Below are 20,305 nucleotides of genomic sequence, written 5' to 3'. Positions count from 1 at the left end.
AGACAATCACATATCGCCGCCCGTCGAATTTAGACAGTGTAAAGATTTTGCTTGACGAGTCCCGTCCCGGTCCTTAGTGTATCTTTACAATGTAAAGATTAGCCCGAGAGGCTGCCATGACAATCTTCCTGATCCTTGCTCCCTTCGGCTCCTTCGCGCTGCTGATGCTGGTGACGTCAGCCCAGGTCAGCCTGTTCGCTTCGGCCGCGATCTGCCTTGCTGTCGTTGCCATCGACGTTGCTCGCGGTCGTTCGATCAAGATGCTCGGCGCGGGCTGCGTCGTCGTTTTCGCCGGGATAGGCGCTTGGGTCACGCTGATCGACCCGAACCTGAGCAACTCGGCCGTCAAGCTGGCAACCGATGTCGGCGTGCTGGCGATCTCGCTGGCATCGCTGATTATCCGCAAGCCGTTCGTGCTGCAATACGCGCTGGAAGCCGTCGATAACGAGACGGCAAAGCTGCCCGGCTTCATGAAGGCGATCTATCTCATCACCTGGGCCTGGACCGGCGCATTCGTCCTGATGATCGTCGGCAACATGCTGACGATCTATGTGCCGGGCTTCCCACTCTGGATCGGACTCGCTATCGCATTCGCCGCCCGCAACAGTGCCGGCTATTTCACGACATGGTATCCACAATATCGCAGGGCGAAGCATGGTGTCCCGCCGGCGAGCGCCCTGCCCGGCGCCAAATGAAGATACGTTTCCAACCCGAAACCCATCAGCAGAGAGCAAAACGATGAAGGACGTATTCGCCAGACTGGGCGCCGATTTTTTCTCCACCATCCTGTTCATCGCAATCTACCTCGCGACTGACAATGTGCTGCTGGCGACCGGCGTCGCAATCGCGGGCGCCATCGCCCAGGTGATCTACTCGCGCGTCAAGGGCAAGGGGCTCGGCTACATGACGTGGGCCAGCCTGGCGCTGGTCATCGTGCTCGGCAGCGCGACGCTTCTGACCCACGATCCCCGCTTCGTGCTGGCGAAACCCGCAATCGGGCATTTCGCGATCGGCGTCATCATGCTCAAGCGCGGCTGGATGTTGCGCTACATGCCCTCCGTCGTGACCCAGACCGTTCCCGAATGTGTCACCTTCGCGGGCTATGCTTGGGCCGCACTGTGTTTCCTACTCGCCGCTGGCACCATCGGTGTCGCGCTGACCGGCGACATGAAGCTGTGGACGTTCTATGTGACCGTCGTGCTGGTAGGCGCCAAGATTGCCGCCTTCGCAATTCAATACGTCGCGTTCCGTATTGTGGTCGGCAGCCGAATTCGCGCCGCTGCCCAGCAAGCCTGAGAAATACGCGTCAAAAAGGCGCTTGAGACGATTGGGCTTGTGTGGCGAGATAGGCTATACCGCGCACGAGTTTGGCGGATCTAGCAGGCCATTTCGGCTTGCCGTGCAAATGTCGGGAGACAAAGATGGCCGTGGACGGAAACTGGAACATCACCATGAGCACGCCAATGGGCGAGCGCAAGGCGACGCTTTCGCTGCAAAGCGCTGGCAACACGTTGACGGGAACGCAGGGCGCCGACGGCAATTCCGGTGAAATTTTTGACGGCACCGTCAACGGCGACGACGTCGCCTGGAAGATCTCCATCACCAACCCGATGCCACTCACGCTTGCCTTCACCGGCAAGGTGTCCGGCGACAGCATGTCCGGCGAAATGGGCATCGGCCCGATGGGCAGCTTTCCCTTCACGGGAGCGCGGGCCTGATGGCTAGGAGGCCGCAGCGCCTCCCTTTCTCTCGACAATGCATAAGACAACCCTGTCTCTCGACGATGTAGTCTCGCGGCAGCGCAGCAGGTGCCCGAGCCTACGCGATCAATCTACGCGTAGCGCAACACACATGTTGCAGCAGATCGGGTGGCTTGGGCGCCCATCGAACCGCGAGGCGTCAGACGACTGCCGCCAACTCGGCGAACTTGTCACGCAATCCGGTATTTCTCTAAAATCGCGTCCAGGATCGTCTCGGAAAGATTTTCGATCCGCTCCTCGTCGAGCTGCAGAATATCCTTCATGGTGATGTAGCTCTCGAAGCCGGAGGCGGCGGCGAGCGCCAGCGTGAGCTCCTCGGATCTTTTCTCGCCAAGTCCCGCGCGGGCAGGCGTCAGCGCTTCAACGAACATGGGCAGGCGGCGCGCCGCACGCCGGTAGCGGGGAGCACCGTCCGGTCCCGGCTCCATGGCACGCGCCGCAAAGACACGCAGGCGGTTTTCCGATGAGCGGTAGAAGGAAAGCCAGTAACGGCGCACCGCATGTACGCGCTCACGCGCAGAAGCGCCTTCCGGAATGACATTTTCTGGTACGGCCACCGTGCCGTCCAAAACGGCTTCCAGAGCCAGAGCGGCAGGATCGGAAAAATAGCGGTAGGCAGTGGCGCGCGAAATGCTGGCTTCGTCCGCCACAGCCGCCACGTTGACCTCGACTCCCCTGTCGATCAGGGCGCGCGTGGCCGCCAGCAGGTCGCGGCGAGTGCGCAGTTTCTGTCCCAAGCGTTCGCGGTCGGTGGTCGTTGCGGATTGAGATTGATTATTGTGTCTCACCATGAGATGATTGTCTCATAATGATGCCTGTCCTGCAAGGAGGCGAATATGAACGAAACTGACACCTATCATCTGTTCGGCAATCTCATACGGTTTCATTCGCGCGGGGAGATGGGCTATTGCCTCGTGGACGTGACCACCGCCCCGGGTGCTGGGGTGCCACCCAACAGCCACCCGGGCGACAACGAGGTCTTCTGCATTTTGGAGGGCATCTATGCCTTCGTCATCGAGGGCGAGGAGCGCATCGCGCGCCCCGGTGATGTGGTGCCCATCCCGAACGGGGCTGTCCATGCACTGAAGAATATCGGCGAAGGCTCAGGGCGGATGTTCGTCTTCAATGTGCCCGGCAGAATCCATGCGGCGTTCTTTGCGAGCCTGGGCGAGCCCATGCCCAGAGGTGCCCGCGACTTTCCTCCACCCTCCGACACCCCACCTGACATCCCCCGGCTCATCGAACAGGCGAGGGAGCTGGGCGTCACAATTCACCACTGACCATCGCACGAAGGGGCTCTACATGCGCGGGATTGTAGCTGACGTGATCCCGGCTTTGGTTGGATAGGACCGGTATCGCGTCAACACCAGATCTGCATCGGCAGGCCGTGCGCATCGCGCGGCGGTATCCCGTCCGGAACGCAACGAGCGGCGTCGCGTGCAGCGATCGCAACAGCACAGGCGTCAAGCACGTCATCGCGTTTGGCGCCGGTAGCGATACGTTCGTCGGCCAACCACCTGTCGATCTCCCTGATCCCTTCCCGCTTGAGCAGCGCGCGGCGGGTACGGATTCCTTCCTCGGACTTCTTCGACGGCAGCGGCTCGTATTCGTTCAGGCGCAAGAAAACCAGTTCCGGATGAGCCTCGCGAATGTCGTGCGCGCGGTTGGCCCGCACGAACGTATCCACCTCCATGATCTTCGGTCCGAGGTGCCAGAGCTGGCGCGACACCCGCTTTTGGCCGCGTTGCAATGCACCTCGATTGGCCTGGTCGGGATCGGAGAATTCGGTCCACAGCCAACGCCGCGCGCCGGTGAACACGCGTGAACAATGCGGCCGTAACCTCCCGCGGGCGAGGAGGTCACAGGCCCGCTCGCCGTCATCGGTCATGCCCATGGGAATATCGATCGCCGCGCGGTCGAAGCGAACAGACAACGCTTCGGCAACGTCGCGACAGAAGCTGATCCTGTGAAAGCCGCCGTCAAGCAGCACGGCGACCCAGCCCTTGCTGAACCCGTCGAGGCCGAGCGCCCTCACCCCAGATTCAGTTCCTTGAAGAAGTCATTGCCCTTGTCGTCGATGATGATGAAGGCCGGGAAATCCACCACTTCGATGCGCCAGATCGCTTCCATGCCGAGTTCGGGATATTCCACCATCTCGACCTTTTTGATGCAATGCTCGGCGAGATTTGCCGCAGCTCCGCCGATCGAACCGAGATAGAAGCCGCCGTGCTTCTTGCAGGCTTCGCGCACCGCGACTGCCCGGTTGCCCTTGGCGACCATCACCATCGAGCCGCCCGCCGCCTGGAACTGGTCGACGAACGAGTCCATGCGTCCCGCAGTGGTCGGGCCGAACGCGCCGGAGGCGTAACCATCGGGCGTCTTGGCGGGGCCGGCGTAGTACACCGGATGGTTCTTGAAGTAATCCGGCAGCGGCTCTCCCTTCTCCAACCGCTCGCGCAATTTGGCGTGCGCGGAATCGCGCGCGACGATCATGGTGCCGGTCATCGAGACGCGCGTCTTGATCGGGTACTTCGACAGCGTCGCCAGGATCTCTTTCATCGGCTGGTTGAGGTCGATCTTGACGACCTCGCCGCCGAGCGACTGCTCGACAGCCGGCAGATATTGCGCCGGGTTGTGCTCGAGCTCTTCGAGATAGACGCCGTCCTTGGTGATCTTGCCAAGCACCTGGCGGTCCGCCGAACAGGAGACGCCGAGCCCGATCGGGAGCGAGGCGCCGTGGCGCGGCATCCGGATCACGCGCACGTCGTGGCAGAAATATTTGCCGCCGAACTGCGCGCCGACGCCGAGCGACTGCGTCATCTTCAGGATTTCCTGCTCCATCTCCAGATCACGGAACGCGTTGCCGTCGGCCGAGCCGTGGGTCGGCAGCGCATCGAGATAGCGCGCAGAAGCGAGTTTTACGGTCTTCATGCAGAGCTCAGCGGAGGTGCCGCCGATCACGATGGCAAGGTGATACGGCGGGCACGCGGCGGTGCCGAGGGTGAGCACCTTCTCCTTCAGGAACGCCAGCAGGCGATCTTTGGTCAGAACGGAAGGCGTCGCCTGAAACAGAAAGCTCTTGTTGGCGCTGCCGCCGCCCTTGGCCATGAACATGAATTTGTAGGCGTCGTCACCCTCGGCGTAGATCTCGCATTGCGCCGGCATGTTGTTGGCGGTGTTCTTTTCCTCATACATCGACAGCGGCGCCACCTGCGAATAGCGCAGGTTACGGCGCAGGTAGGCATCGCGTGCACCTTCCGAGAGCGCCGCCTCGTCGTCGCCATCGGTGATGATGTTGCAGCCCTTCTTGCCCATGATGATCGCGGTGCCGGTATCCTGGCACATCGGCAGCACGCCGCCGGCGGCGATGTTGGCGTTCTTCAGGAAATCAAAGGCGACGAACTTGTCGTTGTCGCTGGCTTCCTTGTCTTCCAGGATCGAGCGCAACTGCTTCAGGTGCCCCGGCCGCAGATAGTGATTGATGTCGCCGAAGGCAGCTTCCGATAGCGCCCGCAACGCCTCGCGCGATACCACCAGCATGTCTTTGCCGAGCACCTTCTCGACCCGCACGCCCTCGCTCGTGATCTTCTTATAGGGCGTGGTGTCCGGCCCCAGCGGAAACAGCGGCGTATGCTTGTAGGGCGGAACGGGTTTCTGGTCGGGAAAAGCGGTCGGGGCGTTCATGTCGATATCTCGGGTTGGAGCCGGCGGCGGCCGGAACGGCGCCGCGAAGATAGACCCGTTCTAAGCATTTTTTGACCAAAAGGAAGGTTTGCTTGCCCCGAACGGAGGGGCCGGAACGGGCAGTAACCGTAGCAGTACGGGCGATTGAACCGTTCCGGGTACGTTTCAGACAAACGGAAATTCCAGATATTCCGCCATCGATTGCGATCAGAAATGACCTCCGCCACGACACTGAACGATGAGGCCGCTGCGCCGATCCGCCCCCCGCGGTTGCTCGGGCTTTATCTGTTTCTGATCATCATTGCCGCCATCGAGGCCTTCGAAGGGCTTTCGCATTTGCCGATGCTGTTCGGCGATATGTCGGAAATTCCCGGCCCCGGCGTCGGTGGCGCGATCATCAAGGCGTATGTGTTCAGCCATCCCGTGCTGGCGCTGGCGGCGCTGGGGTTTGCCACCGTTGGCCGGCTGCATTACGCCGTCATCGCGCTCGGCGCGCTCGTGCTGATGAACTGGCTGAACTACATGCCGTCGGTGGTGCGGCACGGCTTCGACTTCAGCGGCATCTCCGCCTTCCAGACGCCCGTCCAGATCGTTGCGTTTCCGCTGATGGCTGCCTGCGCCATCGCGCTCGCCACACGCAAGGAGCGGCTGGGACTTGCCACCCTGCTGGTCAGCATTCCCACGCTGATCGACGTCCTCACCGTGATCGTTAATATGCTCGGCGTGATCGTCTTTGCGATCGGCATCATGATTTACGGGTTCTGACACACATCAAGATCAAGTTGACTTCCGCGCGGCGCCCTTGCAGGAAATCCGCGCGCGGGTTTGAATGGCGCAAAGGGGCATTCACATGAGTTTGGGATCACTATTTCGCCGATCAACCTTGCTTGCCGCCACGCTGGCGCTGGTTGCGACGGTCGGCGCATCGCCGGCGCAGGCCGACCGCTGCGACGATATCGCCAAGGAATTGAAGAACCAGATCGACGGCCTCAAGATCAGCGTCAATACCGGCAACATGATCTATCTGACGCATCCGGCGGCGAAAGAGCTGTCGCTCGGCTGCCGCGGCCGCAATTACTCCAACGAGCTCTATGCCAAGACGGACCGCAAGCCGAAGCCGCAATTTTTCGAACTGGTCGCCTCGGCCGGCGCCATCATTTTCACGATTCCGAAGCCCGACGTTGCGACCGGCTCCTCGCGCTGCATCAAGCGCATGGGCATTCTGCGCGGCGACAAGGTTTCCATGCGCTTCCGCCGGCTCAACATGGAATGCACGCGCACCAAGACCGAAGCCTCGATCGTGGTGACCCGCGGCAAGGACGAATAGCCGGACAGCCGGAGCTGCGATACGTCGCATTCTAACGAAAGCGGCAGCGCCTCGTTCACCATCGGACGGGATTGACACCTGCGGCCGCGATTGGCGGTTGCGGATTCACCAATCGTTCGTTCAACCCGGCCAGTATCGGAGGCAAGCAAAAGGATGCTTCCGATGAATGTCCCTGCTGTCGCCGCAACGGTGGTGGTCAAACCGCCTGAAGTCCCCGTGTTCAAGGCTCCCGACAAGACACCCGACGTGCAGAACGGCGCTGCCGCCGACGGCACCCGCACGCCGCAGCCGACGCTGATCGCTCCCCTGCCGCCGGGTCAGGGAACGCGGATCGACCAACTGGCCTGACGGCAGGCCGCCTGCCCGCGGCAACCCAGCGCCGCAAGTTTGCCGAAAAAATGCGCTATCCTGTTGCGCGTGGGGCAATGGAACCCGCGCATGATCGCCAAACTTCTGCTGCAGAACACCATCGTCGTCGTCGGCATGGGCGCGCTATTGTTCGCCGCGGCGGGGTCGCTGGACTGGCCGGGGGCGTGGGTGATGTTGATCGTTAGCGCGATCCTCGGTCCTGCCTGCGGATTGTGGCTTGCCAAGACCGATCCGGCGCTGCTCGCCGAGCGCATGCGGCCGAAATTTCAGGCCGACCAGCCCGCTGCCGACAAGATATTCATGCTGATATTTGTCGCGGCGCTATTGCTATGGCTGGTCGCGATCGGGCTGGACCGCCGCGCCGACGCCTCCGACGTTCCACTGCTGCTGCAGGCGCTCGGCCTCGCGATGTTCTTACTCTCGATCGCATTCATCATGTGGGTGTTCCGCGAAAATTCGTTCGCCGCGCCGGTCGTAAAGGTGCAGGCCGCACGCCACCAACGCGTGATCTCGAGCGGGCCTTACGCCTTCGTCCGCCATCCAATGTATAGCGCCGTCATGCTGTACTTCATCGGAATACCGCTGCTCCTGGGATCGTGGTGGGGTGTGGCGTTCGCGCCGGTGTTCGCCGTGCTGTTCGCGATTCGCGCCCGCATCGAGGAGCGCGCGTTGATCGAAGGGCTTCCGGGCTATGCTGACTACGCCGCCCGCGTGCGCTATCGTCTGGTGCCCGGAATTTGGTGAGAAGGATGACGGAGAGATGCCCGACAGCAAGACCTACACCGGCGGCTGCCATTGCGGCCAGGTGCGCTTCGAATGCACCACCGATCTAGCGATGGTCACGGCCTGCAACTGCTCGATCTGCACCAAGAAAGGGCTGCATTTCACCTTCCTCGACCCGAAAAGTTTTCACCTCCGCGCCGGCGAAGAAAACCTGAAGGAATATCTCTTCAACAAGCACGCGATCCACCACCAGCTTTGCGTCGATTGCGGCGTCGATGTGTTCGCGCGCGGCAAGAAGCCCGACGGCACCGACGTAGTGGCGGTCAATGTGAGCTGTTTTGACGGCATCGAACTGTCGAAGTTGCAGATGACGCCGGTGGATGGCAGGAGCATGTGATACAACATCAGTCGTCATGCCCGGGCTTGTCCCGGCTATCCACGTCCTTTGACGCGGCGCGAAGAAAAGTCGTGGATGCCCGGGTCAAGCCCGGGCATGACGAAGGAGAGAGCTAAGACGCGATTCAAGCATCCAGCGACTTGTACCTTCGGAAAATCCCCTCCTCGTTGAATTCAATCCTTCGATCGCTCGCCAGATACGCCTTGATGTTCGGCCGCACCGCGACGCGGTCGCGCAGCTCGACGAGACCGGGAATTTCGCTCTCGAAGGCATTCATCCGTTTCGGAAACGCATAGCGCAGGCCTTCGACGATCTGAAACAGCGACAGGTCGACATAGGTCAGGCGGCGGCCGGTGACATAGGTCCCGCCATTGGCCTGCAGTAGATCTTCGAAATAGCCGAGATATTTCGGCACGCGCGACTTCCAGAACTCATCGGTGCGTTTTTTTGCCGGCGCTTTCTGCTCCTCATAGTACAGTGACGGCCCGAGCGGATGATGGGTGTCGTGAACTTCCAGCACCAGGTCCGCGATCGTGAGCTGTAGTTGGTGCACCCATAATCTGCCGGCTTCCGTCTTCGGCGCCAGCCCGTGCCGTGATCCGAGATAGAGCAGGATGTTGGCGGTCTGCCCGATCACGAGCTTCCCGGCTTTCAGGAACGGCGGCGCGAAGGGCGGCGTTCCCTTCCCGACTTCCATCATGCGCGTCATCGCGGCCATACCGTTGCCGTGGCGCGCCACGTCGGTATAGCCGGCGCCGGCCTCTTCCAGCGCGAGACGCACGTACTCGCCGCGGCCCTGAATGGTCGGCCAGTAGTAAAGCTCGTAATGCATCGAAGGCGCCTCCTGATGCCGGTTTGACAGGGCCAACAAATCATCCCGCCATTCGTTCGTCACGCCAGACGCTGCGGAACTGGACTGGACGGGAAAGCTTCCGAAAGCGGCGCAAAAAAAGCCGCCTCTGGGGCGGCTTGATCGACAAACTTGAAAAATTGACGGGCTTCACCGCCAGCGCCGGGAATGACGGCGACCAGAGCGACGTCCTCCTCGTCAAATATCGGATCGGCCGCAAATCGTTTCAATCGTCATCGTCACGGTGCCAGCGGTGCATAGGGCCGTAGCGCTCGCGAACGGTGTTACGCATGTATGTCGGTCGTCCGCGATCAGCGTCGATGCGGACGCTGCGCCGCTCGTAAATTCTCCGCCCACGGCCATCGTCCGTTGTGATGGTATCGACACGGGTGTGAACGCCGTTCGATGAGTTGGAACTGGAATTCGACGACGTGTTGCCAGCCAGCGCCACCGTTGTGGGCGCCAGGACGGTCAAAATCAACGCGACAAGCAGACGTTTCATGGCAAGGCCTCCGACCCGATCAAAACTCCACAGACAATCAGGAGTTCCGAGATCAGGCGGCAGACCAGGCCCGTTCCGTCTACGATAACTTCCTCTCCCATAGCAGGAGCGCAAACCGCCGCCTGATCAGTTCGTCGCGAAACAATAAAACAGTCCATCACCGCCGGTGCTCTTCAGGTCGGCCTGCGAACAGCCGCCGTCGGGCCCGCGCGAGGGATGCGACGAATTCCAGGATTTCGAGGCGTCGTCGTCGCGCAGTCCCACGCGATCGGAATGTCCGACCATTGCAGCGCCTTGCGTCGAACTCGTCCAGTTCCTGCAGGTGCGATCTTCGCCGGCGGTAAACGCGGTGCCGTCGGGCTGCGATCCCGTCAGTATGTCGTGGCGATTGGGCGTATCGCCGCGGCCATTGATGACCTCGCCCTTCTCGCTCAAGGCGGTCTGCTTGGTGAGGCCGTTGGCGCCGTGCAGTTCGGCGACGTCCTTGGCAATCACGGTGCCTTTGGCATTCTGCCACGGCCCCTTGCCGATACGGTCGCGCGCGTTCACCGCAGGTGCACCGTCGGCGCCTTGCGTTGATAGATAGGCGCGCCAGGTTTTGCCTCCGGCACCGGCGGCCTGCGCCAGCGTCTGGCAATGATTGTCGGCGCCGGCAAGACCGCCGAGATTGCCGCCATTGCCGATGCCGTTGCTGGTCACGAAGAAGCTGGTATTGGCGGATTGCGCATGCGCAGGCGCGCTTGCGAGAATCGACATGGCGGCGAGGGCGAAGCACGCCGGCGAGATGATCCGGGCGAAGCTGTTCATGGAAGACCTCCCTTTGTGGACCGTGTCTCATCAACACGCGGCCGCAATCATTATTCCGGCAGGGCGAAGCCCGAAACGGAGCATGCATTCCCGCAAAGAAAAAGGCGCTGCGGAACAGGCCGCAGCGCCTTCTTCGTATTGGTGCAGACGATCAGTTGGTCTGCTGGATCGCCGAGAGTTCCCAGTCGCCGCCGCGGCGGCGGGCGAAGGTCCAAACTTCGGTGGCCTCGATCGGGGTTTCGCTGCCCGCGACCAAACGGCCCGTGGTGCGCTCAAGGGTCTTGTCGACCAGCGAGAACCGCATCGCCACGCTGGCATAATCGGTTTCGCCTTCGCGCCAGGCTTCCGCAAGATCGCCCTGCAGCAGCTTGACGTCGGACACCTTGTTGACGTCGTTGCGGGCCTTGTTCTCCTCGAGGTCCTTGGAGAAGTAGGACACCATCTCAGGCGTCGCCAGCGTATGCAGTTTGGCGACATCCTCGTTCGACCAAGCCGCCTGGACTTCGCCGAGCAGCCGCTCGAACGCCTCATAGTCGGCCGGCTGGATTTCCAGCGCCGGCTGGCTCGAACCCAGCCCAAAGCCACCCAGTCCGGAGCGGAAGCTGGTCTGGGCGCCGGGGCCTTCAGCAGGCCCACTGGTGGGGGGCGCATTGGCATAGGCGGAGGCCGGCGTATGGCGGCGCTGCCACCACGACATCGCCAGACGCACCACGATCACGATCAGCGCGATCTGCAGCAGCAGGCCGATGATCGAGGACAGGCCTCCGAGGCCGGAGAACAATCCGCCGCCGAACAGCATGCCGAGCAGGCCGGCGCCGAGGAAGCCCGCGGCGAGACCGCCGAGCATGCCCATGCCGGGCCGGTTGAAGAAGCCGCCCTTGTTGGCTGCGCCCGCGGCCGGATTACCCGCTGCGGCGGTGCCCGGCTGGGTAAAGGTGCGGTTCATGGGTTGCGCCGCACCCGGAGCGGTAGTCGTGCTCGGGGGCGCCGAATAGGTCTTGGATCCCCGCGAACCGGAGCTGCCGCCGCCGCCAACGCGAGCGTCAGCCGCATCGATTGTGATCGCCAGGGGAACCGCCACGGACAGGACAATGGCCATAGCCCGTACAATTCCGCGCGCAGTCTGCGTGAAATTCATGTCTTTTTCCTCTTTCCCCGACATGGGGAAGTGCCCCTAAGATGGGCAGACCGGCCCAAAAGTGAAGCCGCTATAGGGACGCATGGCTGCGGCCCTCGGTCGCGGGGATGTGACGATATAGCCGAAAAGGCTCACGCCGGTGTGACGAACGGGCGCCCAAGATCGCTCAAGGCCGTCTGGAAAGCGTGAACCGGTGAGCCAACCTCACGACGCCGTCATCGTCTCCTTGACCTTCTCGACCAGCGCGGAGAGCGCAAACGGCTTCGGCAGGAAGGCGAATTGTTCGTTCTCCGGCAAGCTCTTGTCAAAAGCTTCTTCAGCGTAACCTGAGACGAAGATGATCTTCAGGTTCGGATTGCGCTTGCGCATTTCGCGCAACAGCGTCGGGCCGTCCATTTCGGGCATGACGACGTCGGAGACGACGAGATCGACGGCGCCGTCCTTTTCGTCCAGCGCCTCCATCGCATCGATGCCGTTGGAGGCCTCGATCACGCTGTAGCCGCGCGAGCGCAGGCCGCGCGCATTCAGCGACCGCAAGCCGTCCTCGTCCTCCACCAGCAGGATGGTGCCCTGCCCGGTCAGGTCGGGCCGCGGCTTCGGCGGCTCGGCCGTCCCTTCCTTGGCCACGCCATTGGCGGCGGGCGCATCCGGCTGCGCTTCCAGTTCGGGCCGATGACGCGGCAGGAAGATGCGGAACGTGGTGCCTTCCCCGGGCGTGGAGTCGACATAGACGAAGCCACCGGTCTGCTTGACGATGCCGTACACCGTGGAAAGGCCGAGCCCGGTGCCCTTGCCGACCTCCTTGGTCGAGAAGAACGGCTCGAAGATCTTGTCGACGATGTCGGCCGGGATTCCGGTGCCGGTATCGGAAATGTCGATCCGTACGTAATCAGCGGCCGGCATGCCCTTGTGCGAAAGCTGCGCGGCTTCGTCGACCGTCACGTTGGCGGTCCTTACCGTCAGTTTGCCGCCATCGGGCATCGCATCGCGCGCATTGACCGCGAGATTGACGACCACCTGCTCGAACTGCGAGACGTCGACTTTGACCGGCCAGAGATCGCGACCGTGCACGAGGTCGAGCTTGACCTTCTCGCCGATCAGGCGGCGCAGCAGCATGGTGAGGTCGGAAAGCGCATCGCCGAGGTCGAGCACCTGCGGCCGCAGCGTCTGGCGGCGCGAGAACGCGAGCAGTTGCCGCACCAGCGTCGCCGCGCGGGTTGCGTTCTGCTTGATCTGCATGATGTCCTGGAACGACGGATCGGTCGGCTTGTGCGCGTTGAGGAGAAAATCGTTCGCCATCATGATGGCTGACAGCACGTTGTTGAAGTCGTGCGCGATGCCGCCGGCGAGTTGGCCGACCATGTCCATCTTCTGCGACTGATTGATCTGGTTTTCCAGCGTGCGCCGCTCGGTGGTCTCGAGCAGATAGACGATGGCGGCTTCGGTATCGCGCTCGTCCTCTTCGACCGCGGTGACGAAGAACTGGCCCCAGCGTTCCCTGACGCCGTCGAGCATGGCCTCGACGGGTGCGATGTCGCCCTGTCCTTCGGCCGCCTGGTTGATCGCCGCGATCAAAAGGCTGCGGTCGCGCGCGTTCACTGCGCGGAAGATCGACTTCTGCGCCGCGCCGTCCGGGCTCAGGCTTTGCGCGAGCTTGGCGAAGCGGGCATTGGCGCGCACCACCGCGCCGTCGCGATCGACGGTCGCAATCGCCATCGGCGTATGATCGAAGAACCGCATGAAGCGGACTTCCGCGGCACGTTCGGGGTCGGAATGCTCGTCGCGCGCGCGGCTGATCACGAGCGTGCGCGACGAACCCGGCGAGCCGTCGGCGCCGAAGGCGAGCTTGTGATAGAGCCGCACCGGCATCGTCTTGCCGCCGCGCATGCGCAGGTCGATATCGAACACTTCGGTTTTGACCTCGCCGGGTACCGCTACGATCGAGGTCAGGAGCGAGGCGCCATCGCCGGAGACGATATCGGTAAGCTTCAACCCGCCGGATCCAATCTCGGCGAGATCGTAATCGAGCCAGTTCGCCAGCGTGGCGTTGACATAGATGACGTCGCCGGCCGGATCGACCGAGAAGAAGCCGCATGGCGCATGATCGAGATATTCGATCGCGTGCTGCAGTTCCCGGAATACGTCTTCCTGACGCTCGCGGTCCCGCGTGATGTCAGCGATCGACCACACCGCGTATTTTGCTTCGCGCTTGCTCTGGCCGAGCGGGCGAACCCGCATCCGCAGCCAGCGGCCCTGCGCGCCGTCAGAGCCGGCGATGCGGACCTCCTCCTGCTGCCGCTTGCCTTCACGGGCGGCCTTGAGCAGACGGAACACGGCTTCGGAGACGTCGGGATTGCCGATGAAGACGCGCTCGACTGGCCGCACGTCCTGCGCGGTGGCAGCTCCGGTCAGCGCCTGATAGGCGGCGTTGGAATAGACCACGTGCCCTTTGGGGTCGGTCACCGCCAGTCCGTCATAGGCGTGATCGGCGATGCGGCCCATTACCGGATCGTCGGCGCTGCGGTCGGTGAAGCGAATGATACCGGCGGCAAAGGCGAACAGATTGAACAGGCCGACCATGGCCAAAAGCGCCAGCACGCCGAGAATGTAAGGCTGAGCCTGGGCGCGGCCGATGGTCATCAGGGCCACCGCCACCGCGACGATGCCGGCGGCCACCAGCAACACCAGCACGATGCTACCGCCCCGCCGCGCCGGCTCGTGGGCCGCGAAGGGCTCGGTGGGCGAATGGCTGTCGGTTTCGGCGGTCATCTGAAGAAGCACTGCCCATCGGCAAGGAGGTGACGCGCGGGGTCACGCGCCGCTCTTGAGTGCCTGAATCGGACCCGCAAGCGCAAGTCCATTAGGCGGTTATTTGACAGGTTGAAGGCATTTCAAGGCGTTTTCCAGCGGTTCCCCTCACATTCCTCGGCTCGCAAACCCATTCTTGAGGCGCATGACATAACCGATGATCTCGGCCACCGCGTGATAGTGCTCGACCGGAATCTCCTCGTCGATATCGACGGTGGCATGAAGCGCGCGCGCCAACGGCACGTTCTCCACGATCGGTATGTCGTGCTTCTTGGCGATCTCCCGGATCTTGAACGCGATGTTGTCGACGCCCTTGGCGACGCAGACCGGCGCCGACATGCCGCGATCGTAGGACAGCGCCACCGAGTAGTGGGTCGGGTTGGTGATGATCACGCTGGCGTTGGGCACGGCGGCCATCATGCGCTTCTTCATCCGCTGCTGGCGCAACTGCCGGATCTTGCCCTTGATGTGGGGGTCGCCTTCGGACTGCTTGAACTCGTCCTTGATCTCCTGCAGCGACATCTTCTGGCGCTCGAACCACTGCCGGTACTGGAAGAAGTAATCGGCGATCGCGACCGCCGCCAGCATTGCCACCACTGCGCCCATCAACTGCAGCGTCAGGTTGGTGGTGACCCCGAGGATCGCCGAAGGATCGAACATCAGGAACGATTCCAGGCGATCGCGTTCGGGCCACAGCACGGCCACCATGACGGCGCCGAGCGCGATCAGCTTGAACAGGCCCTTGGCGAAATTCGCCACCGCCTGTTTGCCGAAGATGCGCTTCAGTCCCGCGCCGGGCGATACCTTGCTGAATTTCGGTTTCAGCGATTCCGACGACCACACCAGCCGGTGCTGGATCATGTTGCCGGCGATCGCGGCAAGCGCCAGCATCAACAGCGGCACGCCGATCGCGCCGAGCACGGCATAACCCAGCGTGTTGCCGAGCGCGAGCAGCGCCGCGCCATCGGCGCGAAGCTGGCCTGCATTGGCGATCAGGTTGCGCAGCGGCATCAAGATGCCGCCGCCGATCGATCCCGCGAACGTCGATAATATCAGCGTGCCGCCCGCGATGATGAACCAGGTGTTGACCTCCTGGCTCTTGGCAACGTCGCCCTTCGCAAGCGCATCGTCGAGACGTTTTTGCGTAGGGTCTTCTGTTTTGTCGTCGGAATCGTCGGCCATCGCGGCGCTCTAGCATTTTGTTTGAGCATGACCTTCTCGGAAAACCGGTACCCACTTTTCCGGATCATGCTCTATTTCAGCGGCGTCAATTCGTGCATCACGCCGATGAAATAGTTGAGATAAGTCGCCATCATTCCGGTCAGGACGAGGGCGAAGATCAGAAAGCCCACCATGATCGACAGCGGCACGCCGACGAAATAGACCTGCATCGCCGGCATCAGCCGCGCCAGCACGCCAAGGCCGATATTGAAGACGAGGCCGAACACCAGAAACGGCGCGGAGAGCTGGATGCCGATCTTGAACGCAGTCGCGAAGGCGCGCGTGGCAAGCGCCGCCACGTCGCCGCTCGGCATCAGCTCGCCCGGCGAGAAGATCCGGTAGCTCTCGTTCAGTGCCGCAATAACGAGGTGATGGGTGTCGGTGGCGAACAGCAGCGTCATGCCGAGAATGGAGAGGAAGTTGCCGATCAGCACGCCCTGCTGCCCTTGCGTCGGATCGACGGCGGTGACGAAGCCGAGCCCGAGCTGCTGGGCGATTACCGAGCCTGCCACCGCAAGCGCCGCCAGCGTCACGCGCGCCGTGGCGCCGAGCACGATGCCGATGGCGATCTCGTGCACCAGCAGCACCCCGATCGCAGTCATCGAGGTCAGGTCGATCTGGTAGGCGGTGCGGTGCAGCGGCAGGATGATCAAAGTCAACAGCAACGCAATGCCGAGCTTGATGCGCACCGGGATATTGCTCTCGCCAAACCCCGGCAACAGCATCACCATAGCCCCCACGCGGGCGAACACCAGCATGAAGGTGGCGGCAAGGGCCGGCAGCAGCGATATGTCGACGCGCATTTATCCACAATGCATCAACCGCCTATGATTCGCGACGATATCCGCATCATGTGGCTGTGCATCGAATCCGCCATGAACGGCAACGCCAGCAACAGCGTGACGAAGATCGCGAGAATCTTCGGCACGAAGATCAGCGTCTGTTCCTGAATCTGCGTCAGCGCCTGGAATAGCGAGACCACGACACCGACCACCAGGCCAATCACCATCAAGGGCGACGACACCACCACGATGGTCCAGATCGCATCGCGCGCCACGTCGAGGGTTTCAGGGCCGGTCATTTCAATTCCTTTTTCTATCCCCTCATGGTGAGGAGCGCGGCACGCGCGTCTCGAACCATGAGGCCCGTGACCATCCTTCGAGACGCCGGCTGCGCCGGCTCCTCAGGATGAGGACCGTTCAGATCGGCATCTTCATGATGTCTTCGTAAGACTGGATCACCCGGTCGCGCACCGACACCAGTGTCGAGACCGCGACGTCGGTCTCCGCGACTGCGGTCACCACATCCATGACGTTGGCTTTGCCCGCGCTCATGGCCATGGTCTGGGCGTCGGATTTCTTGCCGGCATCCAGCACGCTTCCCACCGCGTCCTTGAGCAGCGCGCTGAAGGACGGGCCGCCGGTGGATTGGCCGCTCTTCTCGGCGCCGCCGGATTCCATGATGCGCGAAAGCGCGGCGTAGGCGTTTGCTGCAACGGTCGGTGAAGCCATTTTCTATAGTTCCTATTCAGGCCTTGAGGATGTCGAGGGTGCGTTGAATCATGCGGCGCGTGGCGCTGATGATGTTGAGGTTGGCTTCATAGGACCGCTGCGCCTCGCGCATGTCGGTCATTTCGACCAGCGGATTGACGTTCGGATATTTGACGTTGCCGGCAGCATCCGCCGCCGGATTGCTCGGCTCGTGCTTGACACGAAACGCCGACTGGTCGGCCCTCACCTTGCCGAGCGTCACCACGCGGGCGTCCAGCGTGCGGTCGAGCGCCGAGGAAAATGTCGGCACCTTGCGGCGATAGGGATCGCCGCCCGCCGATGGCGCGGTGGACTCCGCATTGGCGATGTTTTCCGAGATCACCCGCATCCGCCCCGCCTGCGCGCGCAGGCCGGAGGTCGCGATACTCATCGAGCGGGCGAAATCGCTTCCATCATCTGCCATGATCCGGTTCTCCTAATCGCGCCGCGTCAGCGCTTTCCGATGGCGGTTTTGAGCAGGCCGAGGCTACGGCTGTAGAGCGAAGTGGCGGCCGCGTAATCCATCTGGTTGGCCGAGACCTTCAGCATCTGGTCTTCCAGATTGACCGAATTGCCGGCAGGCTTGGTCAGGAAGCCGCTCTTGCCGCCATCCCCCCTGAAGCTCTGCCCCCCGCCGGAGACGCCGATATGGGTGGCGCTGGTGCGCAGCATGGCGAGCGAGCCCATCGCGCCGCTGACGTTCGCGCCCTTGTTGTCGAATTTCGGCTCGATCAGGTCGCTCGGCTTGAAATTCGGGGTGTTGGCGTTGGACACGTTTTCGGCGAGCACGCGCTGACGCTCCTGGTGCCACTGCATCTTGGTGCGCAGCGCCGACAGGATCGGAAGATCGTTGATGGCCATCGAGCTGTTCCCCGTTAACCTCTGGCAGGCGCCGCGAGGTAGGCAGAATTTGCCCGGTGTATGGTTAATGTCTGGTTAAAATCACGCCTGCGGCGGTGGCCGTGCGCGCCAATGCCCGCTGACAGCGACAAAACGAGCGCATTTTCGCCACGAAAACTGCGTTAACCAGCAGCGACCAACCCGGCGTGGGGCGCTCAGAAGTCGTTTTGGGTCAAACGATTCTTGGTCTATTAATTAACCGGATGGCGGCGTTCGCCGCGGGGATTAAGAAATAAGGCTGATCTCGGGCATGATTCGCCGGTTGCGGATCGCTCAGGGCATGATCCGGCAAACGGGAACCGCTTTCCCAAAGGGAACATGCTCGGACAGGAAGACCTAAAGACCGCACTCGTCGAAGCCAGCATCAAGAGAACGGCCCGTGGCCGGGGACTAAAGAATGCAAACACTGACATTCCTCTTCGCATTCATCGCCGTTCTGGCGCTGATCGGCGTGGCCGCATGGCTGGTCCGCCGCTTCGCCAACAACCGCCTCGGCGCCAACACCCAGCGCGGGCGGATGCCGCGGCTTGCCGTGATCGACGCCGCCGCCGTGGACGGCCGGCGGCGCCTCGTACTGGTACGGCGTGACAATGTCGAGCATCTCCTGATGATCGGCGGTCCGAGTGACATCGTGGTCGAACCCAACATCGTGCGCGCAATGCCCAACCGCGATCAGATGGCGCCGCGCCCGGCGGTCGGCGAGCAGCCGCCGCGGATTGCGCCGCTGCCCGATGCCGCCTGGAGCGAGGAAGCGGCGAGAGCCGATTCGCGACCGACGGACGGCTTCGATCATCACGCCGAACCGCAAATGCCGGAGCCGCCGCCGCGCCCCGCACGTCCCTCCTTTGCAGATGATCTCCGCCGGCCCGCGCCGCCGTCGATGCCGGAGCGTCGCAGCGATCCATTGACGGGCTTTGCGCCGGAATCGATCACCGGTCGTCCCGAAGCGGCCCCGCCGCGCCTGACCCGCAACGAACCGCTGATGCCGCGGCCGCAGCGCGAGTTGCCGCAACGTGAGTTGCCCAAGGCACCACCGGTCCGTGAGGCGCCGCCACTTCGTGAGGCAGCGTCGGTCCGCGAGGCACCGACGGGCCGTGAGGCACCGCCTGCCCGCGAGGTACCTGCGGTTCGTGAGGCGCCGCCGGTTCGAGCACCCGAACGCGCCGCGGCACCACCGCCTCCACCCCCTCCACCTCCTGCGCCGCCGAGCGCCGATCAGAATCTCGCCGAGATGGCGCAGCGGCTGGAAGCCGCCCTGCGCCGGCCGGCCGAACCGGTGGCGCCGCCGGTAGCGCCGGAAACGCCGCCTGCCCGTACCTCCCGCAGCGAACCTCCCGCTCCCACTCCCGCTCCCACACCCGCTCCGCAGAAGAGCGGCTTCGAGAATCTCGAAGACGAGATGGCGTCATTGCTGGGCCGTCCGAAGAACCCTTCGTGAGGCCGGCGACTTCTCCGCGTAGAGTTTTATTTTTCTTAGTCCTGACCGTCGCCGGATCGCTCGCCGATCCGGCGCTGGCGCAGGACATCAGCATCAATCTCGGCCAGGGCGGCGGCGGGGTGACCGAGCGCGCGATCCAGTTGATCGCGCTGTTGACGGTGCTGTCGATCGCGCCTTCGATCCTGATCATGATGACGTCGTTCACACGGATCGTCGTCGTGCTGTCGCTGCTGCGCACTGCGCTAGGCACCGCGACCGCCCCGCCCAACTCCGTGATCATCGCGCTTGCGATGTTCCTGACCGCTTTCGTGATGGGCCCCGTCCTGCAGAGGTCCTATGACGACGGCATCAAGCCGCTGGTCGCCAACCAGATCGGGGTCGAGGAAGCGCTGCAAAAGGCCTCTGTGCCGCTGCGCGGCTTCATGCAGAAGAATGTCCGCGAAAAGGATCTGAAGCTGTTCGTGGACCTCTCCGGCGAGCCGCCGCCGGCGACGCCCGAAGACCTCTCGCTGCGGATTCTGGTCCCGGCCTTCATGATCTCCGAACTGAAACGCGCCTTTGAGATCGGCTTCCTGCTGTTCCTCCCCTTCCTGATCATCGATCTCGTGGTGGCATCCGTCCTGATGTCGATGGGTATGATGATGCTGCCGCCGGTCGTGGTGTCGCTGCCGTTTAAGTTAATCTTTTTCGTGCTGGTCGACGGCTGGTCGCTGGTGGCGGGGAGCCTGGTACAAAGCTATGGGGGGAGTTAGCGGCAAGTCCCGGCGTTTCCGCATGCAAATAGGTCAATATTAATTACGTATTTGCAGCGGAGTTTCCCGGGGAATTTAAGGTGAGATTAGTTCCTTCGTG

26 protein-coding genes are annotated in these 20,305 nt (G+C 62.7%); 11 read left to right on the top strand and 15 right to left on the bottom strand.

What is annotated here, in order from left to right; translation table 11 throughout:
• Positions 1–116: 116 nt before the first annotated feature.
• The 3 genes from RX328_RS19460 to RX328_RS19450 all read left to right on the top strand — a co-directional run bounded on the left by RX328_RS19460 (position 117) and on the right by RX328_RS19450 (position 1,718).
• Complete coding sequence (locus tag RX328_RS19460) at positions 117–695, top strand: hypothetical protein (protein ID WP_213246107.1); 579 nt, start codon at positions 117–119, stop codon at positions 693–695.
• Positions 696–738: 43 nt separating this feature from the next.
• Complete coding sequence (locus tag RX328_RS19455; RefSeq protein WP_213246109.1) at positions 739–1,296, top strand: inner membrane-spanning protein YciB; 558 nt, start codon at positions 739–741, stop codon at positions 1,294–1,296.
• Positions 1,297–1,421: 125 nt separating this feature from the next.
• On the top strand, positions 1,422–1,718 hold the full coding sequence (locus tag RX328_RS19450) for a hypothetical protein (protein WP_065730525.1): 297 nt from the start codon (positions 1,422–1,424) through the stop codon (positions 1,716–1,718).
• Between the two features lie 212 nt (positions 1,719–1,930).
• On the opposite strand, the gene RX328_RS19445 is transcribed toward RX328_RS19450, so the two are convergent.
• Positions 1,931–2,497: a TetR/AcrR family transcriptional regulator gene (locus RX328_RS19445; protein WP_213246111.1), complete on the bottom strand. Its 567-nt coding sequence runs from the start codon at positions 2,495–2,497 to the stop codon at positions 1,931–1,933.
• Between the two features lie 99 nt (positions 2,498–2,596).
• Here RX328_RS19445 and RX328_RS19440 point away from each other — a divergent pair, with 99 nt between their 5' ends.
• A complete protein-coding gene (locus RX328_RS19440; protein WP_213246113.1) occupies positions 2,597–3,040 on the top strand; it encodes a cupin domain-containing protein in 444 nt (147 codons plus the stop codon).
• A gap of 80 nt (positions 3,041–3,120) precedes the next feature.
• On the opposite strand, the gene RX328_RS19435 is transcribed toward RX328_RS19440, so the two are convergent.
• Complete coding sequence (locus tag RX328_RS19435) at positions 3,121–3,795, bottom strand: DUF429 domain-containing protein (protein ID WP_213246115.1); 675 nt, start codon at positions 3,793–3,795, stop codon at positions 3,121–3,123.
• On the bottom strand, positions 3,792–5,444 hold the full coding sequence (locus tag RX328_RS19430; RefSeq protein ID WP_213246117.1) for a fumarate hydratase: 1,653 nt from the start codon (positions 5,442–5,444) through the stop codon (positions 3,792–3,794). Before RX328_RS19430 ends, RX328_RS19435 begins: the two co-directional genes overlap by 4 nt.
• Positions 5,445–5,657: 213 nt before the next feature.
• Here RX328_RS19430 and RX328_RS19425 point away from each other — a divergent pair, with 213 nt between their 5' ends.
• The 5 genes from RX328_RS19425 (at position 5,658) to RX328_RS19405 (ending at position 8,260) form a co-directional block, all read left to right on the top strand.
• Positions 5,658–6,209 carry a hypothetical protein gene (locus RX328_RS19425; RefSeq protein ID WP_213246119.1) on the top strand — a complete coding sequence of 184 codons (552 nt, stop codon included), beginning with the start codon at positions 5,658–5,660 and terminating at the stop codon, positions 6,207–6,209.
• Positions 6,210–6,294: 85 nt separating this feature from the next.
• Positions 6,295–6,771 (top strand): hypothetical protein, encoded by a 477-nt coding sequence (locus RX328_RS19420; RefSeq protein ID WP_213246121.1) that lies wholly within the window; start codon positions 6,295–6,297, stop codon positions 6,769–6,771.
• 162 nt (positions 6,772–6,933) lie between these two features.
• Entirely contained in the window at positions 6,934–7,119 is a 186-nt protein-coding gene (locus tag RX328_RS19415; RefSeq protein ID WP_213246123.1) for a hypothetical protein, read from the top strand.
• A gap of 90 nt (positions 7,120–7,209) precedes the next feature.
• On the top strand, positions 7,210–7,884 hold the full coding sequence (locus RX328_RS19410; protein ID WP_213246125.1) for a methyltransferase family protein: 675 nt from the start codon (positions 7,210–7,212) through the stop codon (positions 7,882–7,884).
• Positions 7,885–7,900: 16 nt separating this feature from the next.
• Positions 7,901–8,260 (top strand): GFA family protein, encoded by a 360-nt coding sequence (locus RX328_RS19405; protein WP_213246127.1) that lies wholly within the window; start codon positions 7,901–7,903, stop codon positions 8,258–8,260.
• A 124-nt stretch (positions 8,261–8,384) separates the two neighbouring features.
• Here the strand turns inward: RX328_RS19405 and RX328_RS19400 are convergent, their stop codons facing one another.
• From RX328_RS19400 to flgB, 12 genes are all read right to left on the bottom strand, one after another.
• Positions 8,385–9,092: a glutathione S-transferase gene (locus RX328_RS19400; protein WP_213246129.1), complete on the bottom strand. Its 708-nt coding sequence runs from the start codon at positions 9,090–9,092 to the stop codon at positions 8,385–8,387.
• A gap of 59 nt (positions 9,093–9,151) precedes the next feature.
• Positions 9,152–9,340: a hypothetical protein gene (locus RX328_RS19395; protein ID WP_213246131.1), complete on the bottom strand. Its 189-nt coding sequence runs from the start codon at positions 9,338–9,340 to the stop codon at positions 9,152–9,154.
• Positions 9,337–9,612 carry a hypothetical protein gene (locus tag RX328_RS19390; RefSeq protein WP_213246132.1) on the bottom strand — a complete coding sequence of 92 codons (276 nt, stop codon included), beginning with the start codon at positions 9,610–9,612 and terminating at the stop codon, positions 9,337–9,339. The genes RX328_RS19395 and RX328_RS19390 overlap by 4 nt, the downstream gene beginning before the upstream one ends.
• 126 nt (positions 9,613–9,738) lie before the next feature.
• Positions 9,739–10,419, bottom strand: a complete 681-nt coding sequence (locus tag RX328_RS19385; protein WP_213246133.1) for a lectin — start codon at positions 10,417–10,419, stop codon at positions 9,739–9,741.
• 151 nt (positions 10,420–10,570) lie between these two features.
• The gene (locus RX328_RS19380; RefSeq protein WP_409410713.1) at positions 10,571–11,557 is read right to left on the bottom strand and encodes a Tim44 domain-containing protein; all 987 of its coding nucleotides are present in this window, start codon (positions 11,555–11,557) and stop codon (positions 10,571–10,573) included.
• A gap of 204 nt (positions 11,558–11,761) precedes the next feature.
• A complete protein-coding gene (cckA, locus tag RX328_RS19375) occupies positions 11,762–14,326 on the bottom strand; it encodes a cell cycle histidine kinase CckA (RefSeq protein WP_213246135.1) in 2,565 nt (854 codons plus the stop codon).
• Positions 14,327–14,473: 147 nt separating this feature from the next.
• Positions 14,474–15,547, bottom strand: coding sequence for a flagellar biosynthesis protein FlhB (gene flhB, locus RX328_RS19370; RefSeq protein ID WP_213246136.1), 1,074 nt, complete (start codon positions 15,545–15,547; stop codon positions 14,474–14,476).
• A 71-nt stretch (positions 15,548–15,618) separates the two neighbouring features.
• Positions 15,619–16,389: a flagellar biosynthetic protein FliR gene (gene fliR, locus RX328_RS19365; RefSeq protein WP_213246138.1), complete on the bottom strand. Its 771-nt coding sequence runs from the start codon at positions 16,387–16,389 to the stop codon at positions 15,619–15,621.
• Between the two features lie 14 nt (positions 16,390–16,403).
• A complete protein-coding gene (fliQ, locus tag RX328_RS19360; RefSeq protein WP_213246139.1) occupies positions 16,404–16,667 on the bottom strand; it encodes a flagellar biosynthesis protein FliQ in 264 nt (87 codons plus the stop codon).
• 118 nt (positions 16,668–16,785) lie between these two features.
• Positions 16,786–17,097, bottom strand: coding sequence for a flagellar hook-basal body complex protein FliE (fliE, locus tag RX328_RS19355; RefSeq protein WP_213246140.1), 312 nt, complete (start codon positions 17,095–17,097; stop codon positions 16,786–16,788).
• A gap of 16 nt (positions 17,098–17,113) precedes the next feature.
• Positions 17,114–17,539: a flagellar basal body rod protein FlgC gene (gene flgC / locus RX328_RS19350; RefSeq protein ID WP_057846814.1), complete on the bottom strand. Its 426-nt coding sequence runs from the start codon at positions 17,537–17,539 to the stop codon at positions 17,114–17,116.
• Positions 17,540–17,565: 26 nt separating this feature from the next.
• Positions 17,566–17,976 (bottom strand): flagellar basal body rod protein FlgB, encoded by a 411-nt coding sequence (gene flgB / locus RX328_RS19345; protein WP_213246141.1) that lies wholly within the window; start codon positions 17,974–17,976, stop codon positions 17,566–17,568.
• 436 nt (positions 17,977–18,412) lie between these two features.
• Here flgB and RX328_RS19340 point away from each other — a divergent pair, with 436 nt between their 5' ends.
• A complete protein-coding gene (locus RX328_RS19340; protein ID WP_213246142.1) occupies positions 18,413–19,453 on the top strand; it encodes a flagellar biosynthetic protein FliO in 1,041 nt (346 codons plus the stop codon).
• Entirely contained in the window at positions 19,450–20,205 is a 756-nt protein-coding gene (fliP, locus tag RX328_RS19335; RefSeq protein WP_213246143.1) for a flagellar type III secretion system pore protein FliP, read from the top strand. The genes RX328_RS19340 and fliP overlap by 4 nt, the downstream gene beginning before the upstream one ends.
• Positions 20,206–20,305: the final 100 nt, after the last annotated feature.

Origin of the sequence: Bradyrhizobium sp. sBnM-33 (genome assembly GCF_032917945.1) — a bacterium.
Lineage (GTDB): Bacteria > Pseudomonadota > Alphaproteobacteria > Rhizobiales > Xanthobacteraceae > Bradyrhizobium.
The sequence above is the reverse complement of the archived record's forward strand: the minus strand, read 5'-3'. Positions and strand labels throughout refer to the sequence as shown.